The 17,625-nt window shown below is 62.9% G+C and carries 16 protein-coding genes; 8 read left to right on the forward strand and 8 right to left on the reverse strand.

Translation table 11 applies throughout. The features are described 5' to 3' along the window. Nucleotides 1-72: 72 nt before the first annotated feature. Entirely contained in the window at nt 73-759 is a 687-nt protein-coding gene (locus tag ACTJJN_RS22520; protein ID WP_230065142.1) for a GNAT family N-acetyltransferase, read from the reverse strand. Between the two features lie 76 nt (nt 760-835). Beyond that, complete coding sequence (gene argC, locus ACTJJN_RS22525; RefSeq protein ID WP_070095795.1) at nt 836-1,777, reverse strand: N-acetyl-gamma-glutamyl-phosphate reductase; 942 nt, start codon at nt 1,775-1,777, stop codon at nt 836-838. Between the two features lie 156 nt (nt 1,778-1,933). Between argC and ACTJJN_RS22530 the strand changes: the two genes are divergently transcribed. Next, the gene (locus ACTJJN_RS22530) at nt 1,934-2,812 is read left to right on the forward strand and encodes a LysR family transcriptional regulator (RefSeq protein ID WP_440781623.1); all 879 of its coding nucleotides are present in this window, start codon (nt 1,934-1,936) and stop codon (nt 2,810-2,812) included. Nucleotides 2,813-2,878: 66 nt separating this feature from the next. On the opposite strand, the gene ACTJJN_RS22535 is transcribed toward ACTJJN_RS22530, so the two are convergent. Next, on the reverse strand, nt 2,879-3,529 hold the full coding sequence (locus tag ACTJJN_RS22535) for a TIGR04211 family SH3 domain-containing protein (protein WP_010954473.1): 651 nt from the start codon (nt 3,527-3,529) through the stop codon (nt 2,879-2,881). A 271-nt stretch (nt 3,530-3,800) separates the two neighbouring features. Here ACTJJN_RS22535 and ACTJJN_RS22540 point away from each other — a divergent pair, with 271 nt between their 5' ends. Further along, nucleotides 3,801-5,144 (forward strand): OprD family porin, encoded by a 1,344-nt coding sequence (locus ACTJJN_RS22540; RefSeq protein WP_440781624.1) that lies wholly within the window; start codon nt 3,801-3,803, stop codon nt 5,142-5,144. A 185-nt stretch (nt 5,145-5,329) separates the two neighbouring features. Then, the gene (locus ACTJJN_RS22545; RefSeq protein ID WP_003256035.1) at nt 5,330-5,809 is read left to right on the forward strand and encodes a VOC family protein; all 480 of its coding nucleotides are present in this window, start codon (nt 5,330-5,332) and stop codon (nt 5,807-5,809) included. Nucleotides 5,810-5,889: 80 nt separating this feature from the next. Here ACTJJN_RS22545 and ACTJJN_RS22550 read toward each other — a convergent pair whose 3' ends face one another. Beyond that, the gene (locus tag ACTJJN_RS22550) at nt 5,890-7,635 is read right to left on the reverse strand and encodes a BCCT family transporter (RefSeq protein WP_003256034.1); all 1,746 of its coding nucleotides are present in this window, start codon (nt 7,633-7,635) and stop codon (nt 5,890-5,892) included. Nucleotides 7,636-7,950: 315 nt separating this feature from the next. Between ACTJJN_RS22550 and ACTJJN_RS22555 the strand changes: the two genes are divergently transcribed. The 4 genes from ACTJJN_RS22555 to ACTJJN_RS22570 all read left to right on the forward strand — a co-directional run bounded on the left by ACTJJN_RS22555 (nt 7,951) and on the right by ACTJJN_RS22570 (nt 10,165). Beyond that, nucleotides 7,951-8,268 carry a hypothetical protein gene (locus tag ACTJJN_RS22555; protein ID WP_003256033.1) on the forward strand — a complete coding sequence of 106 codons (318 nt, stop codon included), beginning with the start codon at nt 7,951-7,953 and terminating at the stop codon, nt 8,266-8,268. An 8-nt stretch (nt 8,269-8,276) separates the two neighbouring features. After that, nucleotides 8,277-8,477, forward strand: a complete 201-nt coding sequence (locus tag ACTJJN_RS22560) for a DUF1289 domain-containing protein (RefSeq protein ID WP_003256032.1) — start codon at nt 8,277-8,279, stop codon at nt 8,475-8,477. Between the two features lie 49 nt (nt 8,478-8,526). Further along, the gene (locus ACTJJN_RS22565; protein ID WP_221100575.1) at nt 8,527-9,168 is read left to right on the forward strand and encodes a LysE family translocator; all 642 of its coding nucleotides are present in this window, start codon (nt 8,527-8,529) and stop codon (nt 9,166-9,168) included. Nucleotides 9,169-9,376: 208 nt separating this feature from the next. Beyond that, entirely contained in the window at nt 9,377-10,165 is a 789-nt protein-coding gene (locus ACTJJN_RS22570; protein WP_088512314.1) for a substrate-binding periplasmic protein, read from the forward strand. Between the two features lie 69 nt (nt 10,166-10,234). Here ACTJJN_RS22570 and ACTJJN_RS22575 read toward each other — a convergent pair whose 3' ends face one another. From ACTJJN_RS22575 to ACTJJN_RS22585, 3 genes are read right to left on the reverse strand one after another with little or no spacing between them, the layout of a single operon-like run. Beyond that, nucleotides 10,235-11,578, reverse strand: coding sequence for a c-type cytochrome (locus ACTJJN_RS22575; protein ID WP_221100577.1), 1,344 nt, complete (start codon nt 11,576-11,578; stop codon nt 10,235-10,237). Between the two features lie 18 nt (nt 11,579-11,596). After that, entirely contained in the window at nt 11,597-13,852 is a 2,256-nt protein-coding gene (locus tag ACTJJN_RS22580; protein ID WP_012052022.1) for a xanthine dehydrogenase family protein molybdopterin-binding subunit, read from the reverse strand. Next, nucleotides 13,852-14,307, reverse strand: coding sequence for a (2Fe-2S)-binding protein (locus tag ACTJJN_RS22585; RefSeq protein WP_012052023.1), 456 nt, complete (start codon nt 14,305-14,307; stop codon nt 13,852-13,854). The genes ACTJJN_RS22580 and ACTJJN_RS22585 overlap by 1 nt, the downstream gene beginning before the upstream one ends. Nucleotides 14,308-14,577: 270 nt before the next feature. Here ACTJJN_RS22585 and ACTJJN_RS22590 point away from each other — a divergent pair, with 270 nt between their 5' ends. Then, nucleotides 14,578-16,764 carry an OsmC domain/YcaO domain-containing protein gene (locus ACTJJN_RS22590; protein WP_012052024.1) on the forward strand — a complete coding sequence of 729 codons (2,187 nt, stop codon included), beginning with the start codon at nt 14,578-14,580 and terminating at the stop codon, nt 16,762-16,764. Between the two features lie 270 nt (nt 16,765-17,034). On the opposite strand, the gene ACTJJN_RS22595 is transcribed toward ACTJJN_RS22590, so the two are convergent. After that, a partial coding sequence (locus ACTJJN_RS22595; protein WP_440781625.1) for a DUF6708 domain-containing protein occupies nt 17,035-17,625 on the reverse strand: 591 nt, incomplete at its 5' end.

Genomic DNA, 17,625 nt, shown 5'->3' on the forward strand with positions numbered 1-17,625 from the left:
CAGGTACATCACCGGCCTTGGGCCTTACGGTATTCCTGTGGGCGCGGGCAAGCCCGCGAACAGGCCATTGGATCAATGCACGGTCTTGCGCTGGCGCACACATTCCTGGGCCTGAGCGGTCAGCTCATCCAGCCGCTCATCGCGCATCTGCTCCGCTTCGATCATTGCATCCTCACCCTGCTGGTTAAGCAGATAGGTGTGAATCTGCAGCACTTCAGCGGTCTGATAAATCGGCGCAATGTCCAGGCGCCCGATCAGCGCACCACTGGGCTGGCCGGTACTGCTCATCAGCACCTGCGGTCCATTGGCGGCCACCACTTGCATGCCCATCGCCTCGAACCACGGCACCTGGTTGGCAAAGGCGTTCAGCTCCACGCAGGCATGGCGCGACCGCAGGTCGCCCAGCAGAGCACGGGCGATGCCCTGGCGGCGATGGCTGGCGCACACGGCCAGAAAGGCCAATGCACAGGCCCGCCCATCGTCCTGGGCTGGCAGCGACAGCGCAAAGCCCAGCAACTGGTCCGGTGCTTCGGCATCCAGCGCCAAGGTAAGTGCCACCGCCAGACCGCGGGCGCCGTCCAGCGCTTGCAGGTACTGGTGGACTTCCATGCCGACGCCGTACTGGTACAGCGGGTACAGCGGGTTGTCGACGGCGATGGCGACACTGCTCAAATCGCCAACATTGTGAATGACCAGCTCGCGGATCTGGTTCTGGAAAGATTCGGGCGGCACGCTGTCGAGGCGGCTCAGGATGAACATCTGGGGGCTCCGGCGGATGAGAATACGACCCGCGCTGTGTTGGCGCGGGTTGTACAGTCTAACCGTTTTTGCCGTATCAGCCGTGTGCCTGTAAGGCACCGAGCATCAGGTCGAGGTTTTGCACGGCAGCACCAGAGGCACCTTTGCCCAGGTTGTCGAACACTGCGGTGAGCAGTACCTGGCCATGCTCGGGGTTGGCGTACAGCGCCAGGCGCAGGTCATTGCTGCCGTTCAATGCCTCGGGGTCGAGGTTTGCCGCAGCGCCGCCCTGATGCAGAGGCATCACCTGAACATGGCGGGCACCCTGGTAATGCCGTTCCAGGCAGCCTTGCAGCTGCTCGGCGCTGACCTGTCCAGGCAGCAGGCGAAGCTGCAGCGGAATGCTCAGCACGATGCCTTGGCGGTAGGCGCCATAGCCGGGCATGAACATCGGCCGCGCCGACAACCCCGCGTGCTGCTGGATCTCCGGTACGTGCTTGTGCGCCAGCTCCAGGCCATACAGCTGTAGCGCCGGCGCTTTGGCGGCGCCGGGCTGTTCGTGCCGCTCGACCGCCGCGCGACCACCGCCGGAGTAGCCAGACACGGCGTGGATGTTCAGGGGGTAGTCCGCAGGCAGCAAGCCAGCCTTGACCAGTGGGTGCAGCAGCGCGATGGCGCCGGTGGGATAGCAGCCGGGATTGCTGACACGCGTACTTTGCGCGATGCGCTCGGCTTGCTGTTCGTCAAGCTCCGGCAGGCCATACACCCAGCCTGGTGTGGTGCGGTGCGCCGAGCTGGCGTCGATCACCCGCACCTGTGGGTTGTGGATTGCGGCCACGGCCTCGCGGGCGGCGTCGTCGGGCAGGCACAGCAGGGCGATGTCGGCGCTGTTGATCGCTTCGCGGCGGCGTTGCGGGTCCTTGCGCTCGGCCTCGGGGAGGGTCAGCAGGCGAAGATCGCTACGGCCCTGCAGGCGGGCATGGATCTGCAGGCCTGTGGTGCCTTGGTCGCCGTCGATGAAAACAACAGGGGTGTGCATGCTCGGGGTCCGGTTGGGGAAAGATAGCCTATGCTCGCCCGTAGCGTTGGTAATGAAAATTTGAATATGATGATCGATACATTCAGGTTTTCTGAATGAGTTTTGAAACGCGTGGTGAACCTGTGGGTTTACCCGCAAAAGGGCCGGCTCTGAACAATGCGCGAAATCAGCCTCGACCGCCTCCGCACATTGGTGGTCATCACCGACCTGGGCTCCTTTGCCGAGGCCGCCCGCCAGCTTAACCTGGCGCCGCCCACCATCAGCTTGCACGTGGCCGAGTTGGAGGCGCGTATCGGCGCCCCGTTGCTCACCCGCACCCGCGGCCAGGTGCGGCCTACCGTCATCGGTGAAACACTGCTGGGGCGTGCCCGACGCCTGCTGGCGGACGCTGACTTGGCGCTGGACGAAGTACGCCGGCAGGTCGAAGGGTTGACCGGGCGTGTGCGGCTGGGCGCCTCCACCGGTGCCATCGCCCATTTGCTGCCGCAGGCGCTGGCGCGCCTGCGTGTGGAGCACCCGGGGATCGATGTGCAGGTTCAGGTGCTGACCTCCCAGGCGTCGCTCGCGCGCTTGCGTGAGGGCACACTGGATATCGGCCTTGTGGCCTTGCCGCAGGTGGCCGGCAAAGGGCTGACGGTTACCCCCTGGCGGCGCGACCCGATCCTGGCGTATGTGCCGGCCGACTGGCAGCCACCGGTCAGGATCACCCCGGCCTGGCTGGCGCAACGGGCGTTGATTCTCAACGACAGCACCACCCAGCTGTCGCGGGTTACCGGCGAGTGGTTTGCAGCGGCGGGGTTGTACCCCGAACCGCGGATCGAGCTGAACTACAACGATGCGATCAAAAGCCTGGTCGGCGCCGGGTATGGAGCGACCTTGTTGCCGCAGGAGGGGGAGGCGACCGAACTGGACCGGCGCATTGCCCGCCGACCGCTGCGGCCGGGGTTGTGGCGGCAGTTGGGTATTGCTTGTCGGGAAGGGCAGGTGGAGCGAGCCACGGGGTATGTGCTGGAGGCGCTGGAACGGTTGCTGTAGGGGCGATTGCGCTGCGGCAAGACCTGTAGCAGGTACGCACGTTCCAGCCCCGACGCCTTGCCAAACTCAGAACCAGCGATCGTTCTTTTTGCGCCCACGGGTCAGTGCCGGCAGGATCAGCCCCGCCAGCAAGCCTGCACCGGCAATGCTGCCGCCATACACCATGTAGCGCATCATCACCTGCTTGTTCTCATCCCCCAGGCGTGCCTGGGTATCGCGCAGGTCCGACTGGCTCTGATCGAGCTGCTCGTTCAGTGCCTTGTTGCGTGCCTCCAACTCGTCAATCAGTTGCTTGCGCGAATCAAGCGTTTCCTGCATGCCCTGTACGCGGTTCTTCCAGCTGTCGTCGATGGTCTTCAACTGCCCGGTCAGTTCGGTGACCTGGGCATCGAGCAACGGCAGGCGCTCGTTCTGCCCGGGCACTGCCTGCAGGTCGTTGCTGAGGATCCACACCACATCGCCGTTCTGCCCGCGCACCTGGCTGTAATTGCCCTGGCTGCCGAGCAGGGTCAGCTTCTGCCCGGACTTGAGCGTGCCGACAATGCGGTGCCCGTCGGTCGGGCCGCTGCGCACGTAGGTGCTCAGGCTGTCACTGACCCAGCGTGCGTCGCTGGCAGGCTCTTCGGCGTGCACGGGGGCGGCAAGGCCCACCAGGGCGGCAATCAGGCCGATGCGCAGGGCAGGGAGGGCGGAAGCATTTGGGCGGGAATCGGGCATGTTGGGTCTTCGCTGAAACAGGACAAAAAGTAGGCCCGGTGACTGGGCCGATGAACCGGTCGGTGAGTTGACCGTCAGCGAAAGACCGTTTTTTTGTCAGCAGGTTCACTGCCTAGTGTCGGAAATGTCTGCAGAATGTTGCTGTGCCCGCCCCAGAGCGCTGCGTTGCCGATGACGCAATTGTAATGCGCCGATCACCTTGGCGTTATCTGCCGGCCGTCAATCTTGGCCCGCCGACATAACAACAAATGCGACGTTCAAGGAGCATCGGATGACGTGCAGATCACCCCTGACACTGGCTGCTTGCCTGGCGCTGGCCGGCGTTGGCAGCCAGGTTGTTGCTGCAGAAAAAAGTGCGGACGGCTTCATGGAGGGCAGCACCCTCAGCGTGCTTAACCGCAACTTCTACTTCAACCGCGATAATCGCGATTCTGTGGCCCCCACACACAACCCGAGCAAACAACCTGACAACGGCTACTCCGAGGCCTGGGGGCACGCCGTGATTACCCGATTCGAGTCGGGCTTCACCCAGGGCACCGTAGGTGTTGGCCTGGATGCGTTTGCCATGCTTGGCCTCAAGCTCGACACGGGCGGCGGCCGCAACGGCGGGCGCAGTTCTTTCGACGTATTGCCGGTTGACCGCGACGGCCAGGCGCGTGACGAATACACCAAGGTGGGGGGCGCGGCCAAGCTACGACTGTTCGACACGGTACTGAAGGTGGGTGATGTGTTCCCAGCCAACCCGGTGGTGGCGGCTGGCGACTCGCGGCTGCTGCCGGAAAGCTTCCGTTGGGTGACCCTGGAGAACACCAGCATCAAGGACCTTACCCTGCAAGCCGGGCGTCTGCATGCCATGAGCCAGCCGATGTCCAGCGACCTGCGGGAGAACTTCGTGACCTTCTATGGCGGCCCGGTCGATTCGCCCTGGATCGCCTATGGTGGGGGGGATTACAGGCTCAATGAGCATGTCAGCGTCAGCCTGTTCAGTAGCCGGCTCAAGGACGCGTGGAACCAGTACTACGCCGGCACCAGCCTGAGTTGGCCACTGAGCGAGGCGCTGGCGCTGATTGGCGGTTTCAACTATTACAAGGCTGTGGATGAAGGGCAGCAGCGCCTGGGCGCCTTTGACAACGACATCTGGAGCGCCAAGCTGGGTGTGCGCTTTGGTGCTCACACCCTGGCCCTGACGCACCAGCGCAACAACGGCGACGACGACTTCGACTACCTGCGCCAGTCCGACTCGATCTTCCTCGACAACTCCATCCAGTACAGCGACTTCAACGCGCCCAAGGAGCGTTCGTGGATGCTGCGTTATGACCTGAACATGGCTGCCTACGGCGTACCCGGGTTGTCGTTCATGACACGCTACGGCAAGGGTACCGATGCTGACTACTCCAATGCCAACGCCACCTACATGCGCCGTGACGTTGCGGGCAACCCGCTGACCGACCAGAAACGCTGGGAGCGTGACATCGAGGTGAAGTATGTGGTGCAGACGGGCGCGGCCAAGGACCTGTCGTTGCGGGTTCGCCAGGCCACCACCCGGGCCACGGCGTTCGAGTCGGACCTGGACGAAGTGCGGCTGATCGTGGAGTACCCGTTGTCGATTCTGTGATTCCACCTTGGCAACCTTGTTGCTCCTTTGGTTTGGGTGGATTTTCTGGCGCTCCGCTTGGGGCGCTTTTTTTATCGGCTTGATCGCCTATCAAACCTGCATTTGCATCAGGTGGTCAGGTGCTACCGGTACGCCGGGGCTATGGGGCTAGACTCAAGGCTCACCTTCGATCTTGGAGCAAGACCATGACTGCCAAGAACACCGTCTGCCTGTGGTATGACCACGCTGCCGAAGAGGCGGCGAACTTCTATGCCCGAACTTTCCCCGATAGCCGGGTGGTCGCTGTGCACCAGGCACCCGCCGATTACCCTTCAGGCAAGCAGGGCGATGTGATCACCGTGGAATTCACGGTAATGGGTATCCCGTGCGTGGGGCTCAATGGTGGATCGGCCTTCAAGCACTGTGAGGCATTTTCGTTCCAGGTCAGTACCGTGGACCAGGCAGAGACCGACCGCTTGTGGGAGGCCATTGTCGGCAACGACGGCGAGGCCAGTGTTTGCGGCTGGTGCAAGGACAAATGGGGGATTTCGTGGCAGATCACTCCACGCATCCTCATCGAAGCCATCGGCCACCCCGACCGTGCGGCGGCCAAGCGTGCGTTCGAGGCCATGATGCAGATGGGCAAGATCGATGTGGCGAAGATAGCGGCGGCGTTGAAAGGTTGAAGCGGGTCTGTGTTTCAGCAGGCGCGGCCTCGAATCGCGAACGGGCTGCGTGGCAGCCCGTGGTTTTCGGGTTGACGCCGTCAGTTGCTGGTTACTTCGGCCTCTGCCGCTGTCTTGGCCGATGCCTTCTTCTCCTGCACCACAATGTAGAACTCCTCCCCATGCTTCACCGCCCCATACAGTACGGCCTTCTCGATCAGCTCGTTGCCGCGCAGGTGGCGCAGCATCATCGGGTCCTTGCGCAGGTCGCGGTACAGCGCCAGGCATAGCAGCACCATCACCACCACGAATGGCAAGGCCACGACGATGGTCAGGTTCTGCAGCCCGGTCAGTGCCTCGCCAGGGTTACCTGGGTCGCCGATCGCCAGCATGATCGCCGCCACCGTACCGGTCAGCGTCCCCCAGAAAATCACTGTGCGTCGCGATGGCGCGGTGGTGCCGTGTTCCGACAGCGTGCCCATCACCAGCGAGGCGGCATCGGCACCCGAAACGAAAAAGATGCCCACCAGGATCATCACCAGCACCGAGGTTGCCGACGCCAGCGGGTAGCTGTCCAGCAACTGGTACAGCGCGTGGTTACTGTTGACCGCACCGTTGGCCAGCTGGAAGGCGCCCTCGCGCACGGCCTCGATGGCGGCGCCACCGAAGATGGTGAACCACACCAGGCTGACCAGGCTTGGCACCAACAGCACCCCGGTAACGAACTGGCGAATGGTGCGACCGCGGCTGATGCGGGCGATGAACATGCCCACGAAAGGCGTCCAGGAGATCCACCAGGCCCAGTAAAACACGGTCCAGCCGGCCAGCCAGCTGTTCATCTGCTCGCCGCCGCTGGCGTTGGTGCGGGCCATCATTTCCGGCAGCATCTTGATGTAGATGCCGAGCGAGGTCGGCAGCAGGTTGAGCATCAGCAGCGTCGGCCCGACCATGAACACGAACACCGCCAGCACCAGTGCCAGCACCATGTTGGTGTTGGACAACCACTGGATACCCTTGCCGATGCCCGACACCGCCGAGGTTACGAAGGCAATGGTCAGCAGGGTGATGATCGAGATGTAGAACAGTTTACCGGGGCTTTCGATCCAGCCGTTGTACTCCAGGCCGCCGGCAATCTGCAGCGCCCCAAGGCCCAGCGAGGCGGCCGAGCCGAACAGCGTGGCGAAGATTGCCATCATGTCGATCAGGCGGCCGAGAGGGCCGTTTGCGTGCTTGCCGATCAGTGGCCGGAAGGCGGCGGAAATCAGCTGCGAGCGGCCACGGCGGAAGGTGCCGTAGGCGATTACCAGGCCGACGATGGCGTACATGGCCCAAGGGTGCAGGGTCCAGTGGAACAAGGTGGTGGCCATTGCCACCTGCATCGCTTCGCTGGTCTGCCCGCTGGCCGAGCCGGGCGGCGGCGAAATGTAGTGCGACAGCGGCTCGGCCACGCCGAAGAACATCAGGCCGATGCCCATACCGGCGCTGAACATCATTGCTACCCAGGACACCGTGCGAAATTCTGGCTGTTCGCCATCACGGCCCAGCGGCACTCGCCCGTAACGGCTGGCGGCCAGCCACAGCACGAACACCACGAACAGGGAGGAGGTGAGCACGAAGAACCAGCCGAAATTGAGAATGACCCAGGATTGCGCGCTGGAGGCGCTGCTGGCCAGGCTGACCTGGTTGAGGAAGCCCCAGAGCACGAAGGCGATGGCCAGAAGGCTGGTGAAACCAAAGACAATCCAGTCAAGCTTGCCCTCGAAATGCCGGTCCTGGCGGGCTTCTGCGGTTTTCGAGGGGTCTGTGACGCCAAGATCGAGTGTTTCGGGGATGTGTTCCTTTGCCATGTATGATGAGGCCCCATTGTGTCTGCCTGAGCGCGCAGGCTTGTTGTTGTGTGGGCTGCCGAGCGCGATGACAGCCTCGGCGGGGTGGATTGCTGGCGGGATTATCCTGCGCAGCAAATGGCGGCTCATGTCCCCATAACGTCCTGGGGCGTCCATTACGCGACTTGGCAAATACTTTTAGTTCTGGGAGCAGTGGCCCTTTCTGCCTCGGCTTCTGGTACCCTGATGGGCATAACCCGGGCCCGCACATACGAGCATCGTAGAAGCGCTGCTGCTTGTGGGCCTGGCCGCACCAGGAAACGGAGATTCGTCATAATGGCCACTGACCGTGTGAGCCTGATTCATTTCGATAAATTGAGCATGAGCCCTGCCGCTGCCGATCGGTTCCAGAAAGCCCTCGACGCGCTGGAAGCGCTCAAGCTGCAGGACCGTTACGTGTATCTCATTGCTCCCTATCTGGGTGATATCGCTGACGCCTCCGACGCCGAGCAACTGGCCACAGCCCTCGAGCAGGGCTTGCGCGTAGTCGAAGAGTTGCTGGCAGCCAGGTCGGTAACCAAGGTCAAGGCCGAGGAAGTGCGCCAGGTGTTCCACAGCGCAGGCGAACGTGCGCGAGCAGAGCTGCCTGGCTGAGCAGTGGCATGGCCAAAGACATCGACAACCCCTGCGTCTCGTTATGCCAGCTCAACAGCGAACTGTGCGTGAGCTGCGGCCGTACCCGTGACGAAATCCGCAAGTGGCGGGGCATGAAGCGGCCCGAGAAAATGGCCACTGTGCAGCGGGCGGCGACGCGAATGAAGGCTATCGCCAAGAAGGCGGCCAAGCGGCAGAATGCCAGCTGAACCTGCATGCAATTCACGCAGCCTTTCCTGATTGTCTGCCGAGCCTGAAATGGATTCTCACTCGCTGTTCGCGTTCACCTTGGTCGCCGCCATCGCGATCGCCAGCCCCGGCCCTGCCACCTTGATGGCTATCAACAACAGCCTTGCCCATGGCCAGCGCAGCGCGATCTGGTCGTCGCTGGGCAATGGCACAGGCCTGTTCTGTTTGTCGGCTGCGGCCATGTTGGGGCTAGGCGCACTGCTGGCCAGTTCTGAAGTACTGTTCAACGCCGTGAAGATCCTGGGGGCGGGCTACCTGTTCTACCTGGGCGTGCGACAACTGCTGAAGAAGAGCCCGATGCTGGAGCAGGGGGCCGCAGAGCGTGCGGCCAAGGTGCGACCCACGCCGCTGAAACTGTTCAAATCGGCCTTCCTCACTGCAGTCACCAACCCCAAGGCGACCATGTTCTTTACTGCGCTGTTCCCGCAGTTCATCGACCAGGGCGCTGCGCTGTTGCCGCAGTTCCTGACCTTGACCGGGATTTTCGTGGCCTTGTCGCTCACTTCGCTGAGCGCGTATGCCGCCTTGGCTGCGCGGGCCAAAGGGGTGCTGACCCGGCCGTCGCTGTCGCGCTGGGTGAACCGGGTGGTGGGCACCACCTTTATCGGTTTCGGCGCGGCGATCCTGGCGATGCGACGGCAGGGTGCCTGAAAAAAACCACGTTGTCGCCTGCCGTGCAGGCCCTTACTGTCTGTCCTTCGGCAGATTTTTCAACTGAACGATGAAAGGCTCGTCTGCGGGTTGCTGATGGTCCAGACTGTCCACAGCGCGCAGACGATAGCTGCAGGCGGCCACAGTGGGTGGCAGCCTTTGGCTATCACGCCGGGTCGCCGGGTGTTTCATGTGCCGAGGGTCGTAGATGATCGAGCGTTGCTTTCGCCACGTCTTGCTCCTGGTGTGCCTGTCACTGCTGCCCCTGGCTGCGGTGGCGGATGATGCATGCTTACGGCTGACCGCCACAGGTAACCCGGAATACCCCCCCTACCTGTGGCGCGACCCGCTAGACCCTCAACGATTGATCGGTGCCAATGCCGACCTGCTCAAATACGTGGGCAAGCAGTTGGGGCTGGACATAGAGGTGGTTTACGCCGGGCCGTGGTCGCGAGCCCAGGAAGCCGTGCGCACTGGGCGGATCGACTTGATGGCCGGGTATTTCCTGACCGAGGCGCGCCGGCAGCATGTGGACTTCATCCCCCCGCCATTTTTGCGCACCCCTAGCGTCATCTGGGTGCGCCAGGACAATGCTTTTGCCTACCAGCAATGGGCCGACCTCAAAGGCCGCAAGGGTGGCACTCTGGTCAACAACAGCCACGGCCAACAATTCGATGAATACGCCCAGGCCAATCTCACCCTCGAAGCGGTGCCCACTGCCAGGCAGGCGTTCGAGAAGCTGATGCACAAGCGCAGCGATTACGTGGTGTACGAGCAGTATCCTGGCATGGCGCTGGCACGCACATTGGGCATCGCAGCCACTGTGCAGGTGTTGCAGCCACCGGTGTCCAGCGAAGGGTTGTACCTGGCAATCTCACGTGAGTCGCCTTGCAACCGGCCACCGCTGCGTGAGGCGCTGGCGCGGGAGATGGCGAAGATCGTTGGCGGGGCCTTGCCCGAACAGTGGTTGAAACAGAATCTGGAGCGGTGGCAGTGACAGAGTGGCTCATGTGCTGCGCGGTCTTTGTTGGGGGCAGCCTCGCGTCGGTACATGTGCCACTCCAATTCAACGCATATGCAAGATGATGGGGCTGCTGCTGGCCGGGTCGGTATGCCCACGCAGCTTGCCTACCGCCTGCGCATCCACCGCACCACCCTGGTTGCCCCAGGCCGTACGCACAAAGCTGAGCACGTCGGCAATCTCCTGATCACTCAGCTGTTCGCGCAAAGCCGGCATGCGATAGGCGTCCGGCACCCCTGCAGCCACCACCCGCTGCGAACCATTGAGTGTGATATTGATTGCCGAGGCGCTCTCCTTGGCCAGTGCCGAGATTGCCCCGGCCAAGGGCGGCATCCATTCGGCCTGGCCCTTGCCGTCCAGGCCGTGGCATGACGCACAGCGTGTCACGTAGGTGCGCGCTCCTGGGCTGTCCAGCCGTGTGGCTAGCGATTCGGCCTGGTATTGCCATGGCGCGCCGTCACGTTGAGGGTCGCCGGGCAGCGACTTCAGGTAGTGGGCGATGGCGGCCAGGTCGTCGTCACGCATGAATTGCGTGGAGTTGTTGAACGCCTCGGTCATCGAACCATATACCACTGCATGCCGGTTGCGACCGGTCTTCAGGAACTGCGCGATCTCGGCCTCGCTCCAGCGCCCCAGCCCGGTGTTGTGGTCGGCACGCAGGCTGGGTGCATACCAGCCGTCGAGCAGTGCGCCGGACAGGAACGGCTTGCCGTTGTCATCCAGCGCCTTTTCATTGAAGGCCAGGCCGCGTGGCGTATGGCAACTGCCGCAGTGTCCGGGGCCCTGGACGATATAGGCGCCACGGTTCCACTGTGCATCCTGCCCGGCCTGGGCGGTGTAAGGCGTGGTGGCGGCGAACAGGCCGTTCCACAAGGCGATGGGCCAGCGCAGGTTCAGCGGCCAGGGGATGTCGCTGCCCAGGTTGGCCTGCCGCGCCGGTTGCACGCCGTGCATGAAGAATGCATACAGCGCCTTGACATCATCATCGCTGAGCTTGGCGTAGGACGGGTACGGCATAGCCGGGTACAGGCGTCGGCCACCCGGCGCGACACCCTGGCGCACGGCGCGGTCGAAGTCAGCCAGGGTATAGTTCCCGATACCGCTGTCGCGGTCGGGGGTGATGTTGGTGGCGTGGATTGCCCCCAGCGGGGTGGCCATTTCCAGCCCGCCGGCGAACGGTTTGCCATCCGGCAGGCTATGGCAGGCCACGCAGTCACTGAGCCGGGCTACGTATTCGCCTCGGCTGACCAGCGCCGGGTCGGCAGCAGTGGCCTGTGCATCGGCAAACGGCGATGCGGGTTCACGGGTGACATACCAGGCCAGCAGGCCCGCCGCGACCAGGCACGGCAGCGCCAGCCAGCCAGCGGTTCTTGCGAAACGATGGGTCATGAGGCGTCCCTTGTGCGATCAGCTGAAGGTGTGGCGGCTCAATGGCAAACTGCGCACGCGCTGGCCAGTGAGCTGCGCGACCGCATTGGCCACCGCCGGGGCAACGGCGGGCAGCGGTGGTTCGCCGATGCCGCCCATCTTCGCCCCGCTTTCGATGATGCGCACATGCACCCGGGCCATGCGCGAAGGCGGCAGAATCGGGTACAGGTCATAATTGCGCGCGCGCGGCTTGCCATCCACGTACACCGCTTCTTCCACCAGCGTCTGCGACAGGCCCAGAGCGACGGCGCCGTTGACCTGATGCTCGATGATCGCCGGGTTGACGATGCTGCCTGGGTCGATGGCTTGCCAGATGTCGTGCACCCTGACCTGGCCGTTGTCGATGGAAACCTCGGCAATGACCGCAGCCTCCGAGCCGAACGGTGAGGCCATGGCCACGCCGCGTGCGCGCTTGCTGCCGTCCTCGGCGGTGAACGGTCCGCGCTTCCAGCCGCCGGACAAGTCGGCCACTGCGTTCAGCAGGTTGGTCAGTCTCGGGTTGTCGCGCAGCAGGTGCAGGCGCAGTTCAAACGGGTCCTTGCCACCTTTGTCAGCCAGTTCGTCCAGGAATGATTCGTAGAAGAAGTCGTTCAGCGAGTTACCTACCGAGCGCCAGTAACCGAGCATGGCCGGGCCTTTGACATAGATCTGGGCAACGCGCTTGTTGGCGATGGCGTAGGACTTGCCTGACAGCCCCTCAAGCGCGGTCGGGTCGATCTTCTCCCCTTGTTTTCCAGCAAGGGCCTCGGTTGGGCCCTCGGTGGCGCTTACCGCTTCGAGCGCCACTGGCATACCGTCTGCGTCCAGCCCGGCGCGGAACTTCACCACTGCGACGGGGCGCAGTACATCGCGCAAAAACTCCTCCTCGCGGCTCCAGATAAGCTTCACCGGCCGGCCAACCGCTTTGGCCAGGGCAATGGCCTGCGGGTAGGGGTTGGCAGAGTCGTACAGGAAGTGGCGGCCAAAGAAGCCGCCCAGCAGCGGCGAGTGCAGGTTGATTTGTGCAGGCTCCAGGCCGGTGCGTCTGGCAATGTCGTCACGGAACATGTCCGGGGCCTGGTTGGGCAGCCAGACGTCGAGGCTGCCGTCCGGGTTGAAGCGGGCGAGGGCGGACGGTGGCTCCAGCTGGGCATGGTTCAGGTACTGGTTGTGGTAGCTGGCCTCGACCTGGGTTTTGGCGTTGGCCAAGGCGCCGGCAATATCCCCTTCGTTCTCTTCATCACGGGATGGCCCTTGCACCGTCGCGAGGTGTTCGCGCCAGGCGTCGCTGGAAAAATCGGCCGGCATCGGTCGCACTTTGCTGTCGGCGGCCGGTTCTTTCCAGTCCACCTGCATCGCCTCCACTGCACGCTTGGCGTGCCACCAGCGCTCGGCGACCACGGCCACGGCGCCTGGCAGCTGATGCACAGAATGTACGCCTTTCATGGCCTTGACCTGGTCTTCGTTGCGCAGGCTGCCAACCGTCATGCCCAGGCGCGGCGCATGTTGCACGGCAGCGTGGAGCATGCCGTCGACTTTGATGTCGATGCAGTACTGGGCCTTGCCGGTGGACTTGTCGTAGGCATCCAGGCGGCGTACGGGCTTTCCAATCCAGCGAAACTGGCTGGGGTCGCGCAGCTTGACGCTGGCCGGGTCGGGCACCGGCAGGTCCATGGCGCGACCGGCCAGCTCACCGTAGGGTACGGAACGTCCGGTCGTGGTATGTACTACGTTACCCGGTGTGGTAGAAAGCTCATCGACCGGTACACCCAGGTGTTCGGCGCCCGCCTGCAGCAGCATGCCCCGGGCGAGCGCGCCCAGACGGCGCATGGTGGGGTAACTCATGCGCACCGACATGCTGCCACCGGTGATGCGCATGCCGTTCTCCATCACCACGTAGGCTTCGCCCGGTGGTGCGCTATCGACCACGAAATGGGCCGGGTCGACATCCAGCTCTTCACCCACAATCTGCGCCATGGCGGTGAAAGGGCCTTGTCCGCCTTCCATGAAGGGGCTCAGCAGGCGCACCGTGCCGTCCGGGCGAATCTCCAGAAATGCAGGCACCTGGGTGCCGCGTTCCGCGGTTGCCGCAGCGGCGGCTGCTGCCTGCACGCGGGCCGAGCCCATGGGCAGGCCGAAACCTAGCACCAGGGCACCGACTGCGGTGCCGGCAAGAAAGCGCCGACGTGACAGGTTGACCGTTTCGCCCCGCTGCAGCCTGAGCAGTTCGGCGGGTGTATCGACTGGCGTGTTCATCAGGCCTGTTCCCCCTGGGCCAGGTCATGCACGGCGGCATGGATGGCGTTGTAGGTGCCGCAGCGGCACAGGTTGACCATGGCTGCATCGATCTGCGCATCGCTGGGTTTGGGCGTGTGCTTGAGCAGCGCCGTGGCTGCCATGACCTGGCCAGACTGGCAATAGCCGCATTGAGCCACCTGGTGCTCGATCCAGGCGGCGACCACCCGTTTGCCGACGGGGTCGGCTTCGATCGCCTCGATGGTGGTGACCTCACGCCCCACCACACCCGCCACCGGGGTAACGCAGGCGCGCACCACATTGCCGTCCACCAGCACCGAACAGGCGCCGCATTGGGCCAAGCCGCAGCCATACTTGGTGCCGGTCAGCCCCAGGTCATCGCGGATTACCCACAGCAGGGGCGTGTCGGCGTCCGCCTCGACCTGATAGGTCTTCTGGTTGATGCGTAGTTCCATGGTTTCACCTGCCCGTCACGGTTGTTGTCGCTGTGTTTTATCTGCATGGGGAATACGTTGTCCCCCGGTGCAGAAACGCTAGCACAGGAGGATGACCGCTGGTCTGGTGGCGGGGGTGGCTTCAGAGGATCAGGCAAGTAATCCGGCGGAATACGCAAGCCAGCTTCGAAAAATCAAGCCTGCAGTCGGCGTTGAACAGGACTTGCGCAACGAAAACCCGGATAATGCCGGCCAATTTCGTTTTGCACGCTTAAATCACGGTAATCCCGCATGGAAATCAAGGTCAATTTTCTCGACAATCTCCGTCTCGAAGCCAAATTCGATGACTTCACGGTGATCGCCGATCAACCTATCCGCTACAAAGGCGATGGTTCGGCCCCCGGCCCGTTCGACTATTTCCTGGCGTCTTCGGCCTTGTGCGCGGCTTACTTCGTCAAGCTGTACTGCCAGACCCGCGATATCCCCACCGAAAATATCCGCCTGTCGCAGAACAACATCGTCGACCCGGAAAACCGCTACAACCAGATCTTCAAGATCCAGGTCGAACTGCCCGAAGACATCTCCGACAAGGACCGTCAAGGCATCCTGCGCTCCATCGACCGCTGCACGGTAAAAAAGGTGGTGCAGACCGGCCCTGAGTTCGTGATCGAAGTGGTCGACAACCTCGATGCCGATGCCCAGGGGTTGCTGATGCCGGTGTCGGACACCAGCACCTATATCCCCGGCAAGGACCTGCCGCTGGAGCAGACCATTGCCAACATGTCGGGCATCCTCGCCGGGCTGGGGATGAAGATCGAGATCGCCTCGTGGCGCAACATTGTCCCCAACGTCTGGTCGCTGCATGTACGCGATGCGCAGTCGCCGATGTGCTTTACCAACGGTAAAGGCGCCACCAAGGAGGCTGCGCTGGCCTCGGCGCTGGGCGAGTTCATCGAGCGCCTCAACTGCAACTTCTTCTACAACGACCAGTTCTGGGGCGAAGACCTGGCCAACGCCCCGTTCGTGCACTACCCGAACGAGCAGTGGTTCAAGCCGGGCCCGCGCGACGCGTTGCCGGCCGAGATCCTCGATGAGCACTGCCTGGCGATCTACAACCCTGACGGGGAGCTGCGTGGTTCGCACCTGTATGACACCAACTCGGGTAACACGGCGCGGGGCATCTGTTCGCTGCCGTTCGTGCGCCAGTCCGACCAGCAGGTGGTGTACTTCCCGTCCAACCTGATCGAAAACCTGTTCCTCAGCAATGGCATGAGCGCGGGCAACACCTTGGCCGAGGCGCAGGTGCAGTGCCTGTCGGAAATCTTCGAGCGGGCAGTGAAGCGCGAAATCCTTGAGGGCGAGTTGTGCCTGCCGGACGTGCCGCAAGAGGTGCTGGCCAAATACCCGGCGATCGTCGCCGGCATCCAGGGCCTGGAAGAGCAGGGCTTCCCGGTGCTGGTCAAGGATGCGTCGCTGGGGGGCGAGTTCCCGGTCATGTGCGTGACCTTGATGAACCCGCGCACGGGTGGCGTGTTTGCCTCGTTCGGTGCCCACCCGAGCCTGGAAGTGGCGCTGGAGCGCAGCCTCACCGAGCTGCTGCAGGGCCGCAGCTTCGAAGGCCTGAACGACCTGCCGCAACCCACCTTCGAAAGCCATGCACTGACCGAGCCGAACAACTTCGTCGAGCATTTCATCGACTCCAGCGGCGTGGTGTCGTGGCGCTTCTTCAGCGCCAAGGCCGACTTCGAATTCGTCGAGTGGGACTTCTCCGGGCACGGCGAGGACTCCAACCAGCAGGAGGCCGCGACGCTGTTCGGCATCCTCGAGGACCTGGGCAAGGAAGTGTACATGGCGGTGTACGACAATCTTGGTGCCACCGCGTGCCGTATCCTGGTGCCAGGCTACTCGGAAATCTACCCGGTCGAGGACCTGATCTGGGACAACACCAACCGCGCCTTGTCGTTCCGTGCCGACATCCTCAACCTGCACAGCCTCGACAGCCGCTCGCTGAAGCTGCTGCTCAAGCGCCTGGACAACTGCGATGTGGATGACTACACCACCATCACCACGCTGATCGGTGTGGAGTTCGACGAAAACACAGTGTGGGGCCAACTGACCATTCTCGAACTGAAGCTGCTGATCTGCCTCGCGGTGCAGCGTTTCGAGGATGCCAAGGAACTGGTCGAGGCATTCTTGCAGTTCAACGACAACACCGTAGACCGCGGCCTGTTCTACCAGGCGCTGAACGTGGTGCTGGAAGTGCAGTTGGATGACGAACTGGAGATGGATGACTACGAAGCCAACTTCCGCCGTATGTTCGGCAATGCGCGCATGGATGCGGTATTGGGCTCGGTGGACGGCAGTGTGCGCTTCCATGGCCTGACCCCGACCAGCATGAAGCTCGAAGGCCTTGATCGCCACCTGCGCCTGATCGACAGCTACAAGAAGCTGCACGCGGCCCGGGCCAAGTTCGCCTGACAGGCGCTGCGCCCAATCATCGCCGGCAAGCCAGCGCCACAGGTATTGCACCGCTCTTGAGATTTGTGCCGAACCTGTGGACGCCGGCAAGCCAGCGCCACAGGTATTGCACCGCTCTTGAGATTTGTGCCGAACCTGTGGACGCTGGCTTGCCTGCGATAAGTCAGGCGCCGTCCTACAGCCCTTTGATCTGGGCGCCATCCTCATTCTGTCTTGCCGCGTTGCCATCCAGGCGCTTAGCGTTCTCTTCCTATCCACTTCAGGTGGTGACTATTCGGGCTTAGCAGGCCCCCCTTCGAAAGCCTCCGCCGGTGGTGGCGCTGCACGGACATTGAAAAGCTTGCAGACACAGTACCAACAGAGGGCGACGGTCAGGTTGTAGGGAAACAGCACGGCCCAGAACGGCAATTGCCAGTTCTTTTTGCCCTGCATTTCACCGGGCTCGCCGGTTCGCCAGGGGGCATAGTGGCGCCAGGCTTCTGCCGGGGTCAGGCAGATGGCGTGAAGTGGCTTGTGCCACCAGTTGGGTTCACCGGGCGGGGGGAGTTTGTCCGGGCCGTGGTCCATGAAGTGGCGCAGGTATTCCCACACTTCGGCGACATGCTTGACGCCGGGTTCGGTGGGTTCGTTGCTGTCGACCCAGAGGCAGTCTTTTTGATGCAGGCTGCCGTCTTCCCGGCGGGGGGCGAAAGCGAGGGCATAGCTGGTGCTGAATGATGAGCCGCCGTATTCGGTGCGCTTGAAAATGCCACCTCCGGTGTTGGCCCATTCGAATACGAGTACCTTGCTCAAACGTTGGTAGTAGATTTTTTGGGTTGATCGATTGAAGCAGAAAATTGATAAGCGTTTTATGAAATATAT

Source organism: Pseudomonas sp. 22515 (genome assembly GCF_052044625.1).
Classification (GTDB): domain Bacteria; phylum Pseudomonadota; class Gammaproteobacteria; order Pseudomonadales; family Pseudomonadaceae; genus Aquipseudomonas; species Aquipseudomonas alloputida.

What these genes read in the sequence shown, in the direction of transcription:
- ACTJJN_RS22520 (WP_230065142.1), bottom strand. Translation starts at nt 759, where the DNA reads ATGTTCATCCTGAGCCGCCTCGACAGCGTGCCGCCCGAATCTTTCCAG.
- argC (WP_070095795.1), bottom strand. Translation starts at nt 1,777, where the DNA reads ATGCACACCCCTGTTGTTTTCATCGACGGCGACCAAGGCACCACAGGC.
- ACTJJN_RS22530 (WP_440781623.1), top strand. Translation starts at nt 1,934, where the DNA reads ATGCGCGAAATCAGCCTCGACCGCCTCCGCACATTGGTGGTCATCACC.
- ACTJJN_RS22535 (WP_010954473.1), bottom strand. Translation starts at nt 3,529, where the DNA reads ATGCCCGATTCCCGCCCAAATGCTTCCGCCCTCCCTGCCCTGCGCATC.
- ACTJJN_RS22540 (WP_440781624.1), top strand. Translation starts at nt 3,801, where the DNA reads ATGACGTGCAGATCACCCCTGACACTGGCTGCTTGCCTGGCGCTGGCC.
- ACTJJN_RS22545 (WP_003256035.1), top strand. Translation starts at nt 5,330, where the DNA reads ATGACTGCCAAGAACACCGTCTGCCTGTGGTATGACCACGCTGCCGAA.
- ACTJJN_RS22550 (WP_003256034.1), bottom strand. Translation starts at nt 7,635, where the DNA reads ATGGCAAAGGAACACATCCCCGAAACACTCGATCTTGGCGTCACAGAC.
- ACTJJN_RS22555 (WP_003256033.1), top strand. Translation starts at nt 7,951, where the DNA reads ATGGCCACTGACCGTGTGAGCCTGATTCATTTCGATAAATTGAGCATG.
- ACTJJN_RS22560 (WP_003256032.1), top strand. Translation starts at nt 8,277, where the DNA reads ATGGCCAAAGACATCGACAACCCCTGCGTCTCGTTATGCCAGCTCAAC.
- ACTJJN_RS22565 (WP_221100575.1), top strand. Translation starts at nt 8,527, where the DNA reads ATGGATTCTCACTCGCTGTTCGCGTTCACCTTGGTCGCCGCCATCGCG.
- ACTJJN_RS22570 (WP_088512314.1), top strand. Translation starts at nt 9,377, where the DNA reads ATGATCGAGCGTTGCTTTCGCCACGTCTTGCTCCTGGTGTGCCTGTCA.
- ACTJJN_RS22575 (WP_221100577.1), bottom strand. Translation starts at nt 11,578, where the DNA reads ATGACCCATCGTTTCGCAAGAACCGCTGGCTGGCTGGCGCTGCCGTGC.
- ACTJJN_RS22580 (WP_012052022.1), bottom strand. Translation starts at nt 13,852, where the DNA reads ATGAACACGCCAGTCGATACACCCGCCGAACTGCTCAGGCTGCAGCGG.
- ACTJJN_RS22585 (WP_012052023.1), bottom strand. Translation starts at nt 14,307, where the DNA reads ATGGAACTACGCATCAACCAGAAGACCTATCAGGTCGAGGCGGACGCC.
- ACTJJN_RS22590 (WP_012052024.1), top strand. Translation starts at nt 14,578, where the DNA reads ATGGAAATCAAGGTCAATTTTCTCGACAATCTCCGTCTCGAAGCCAAA.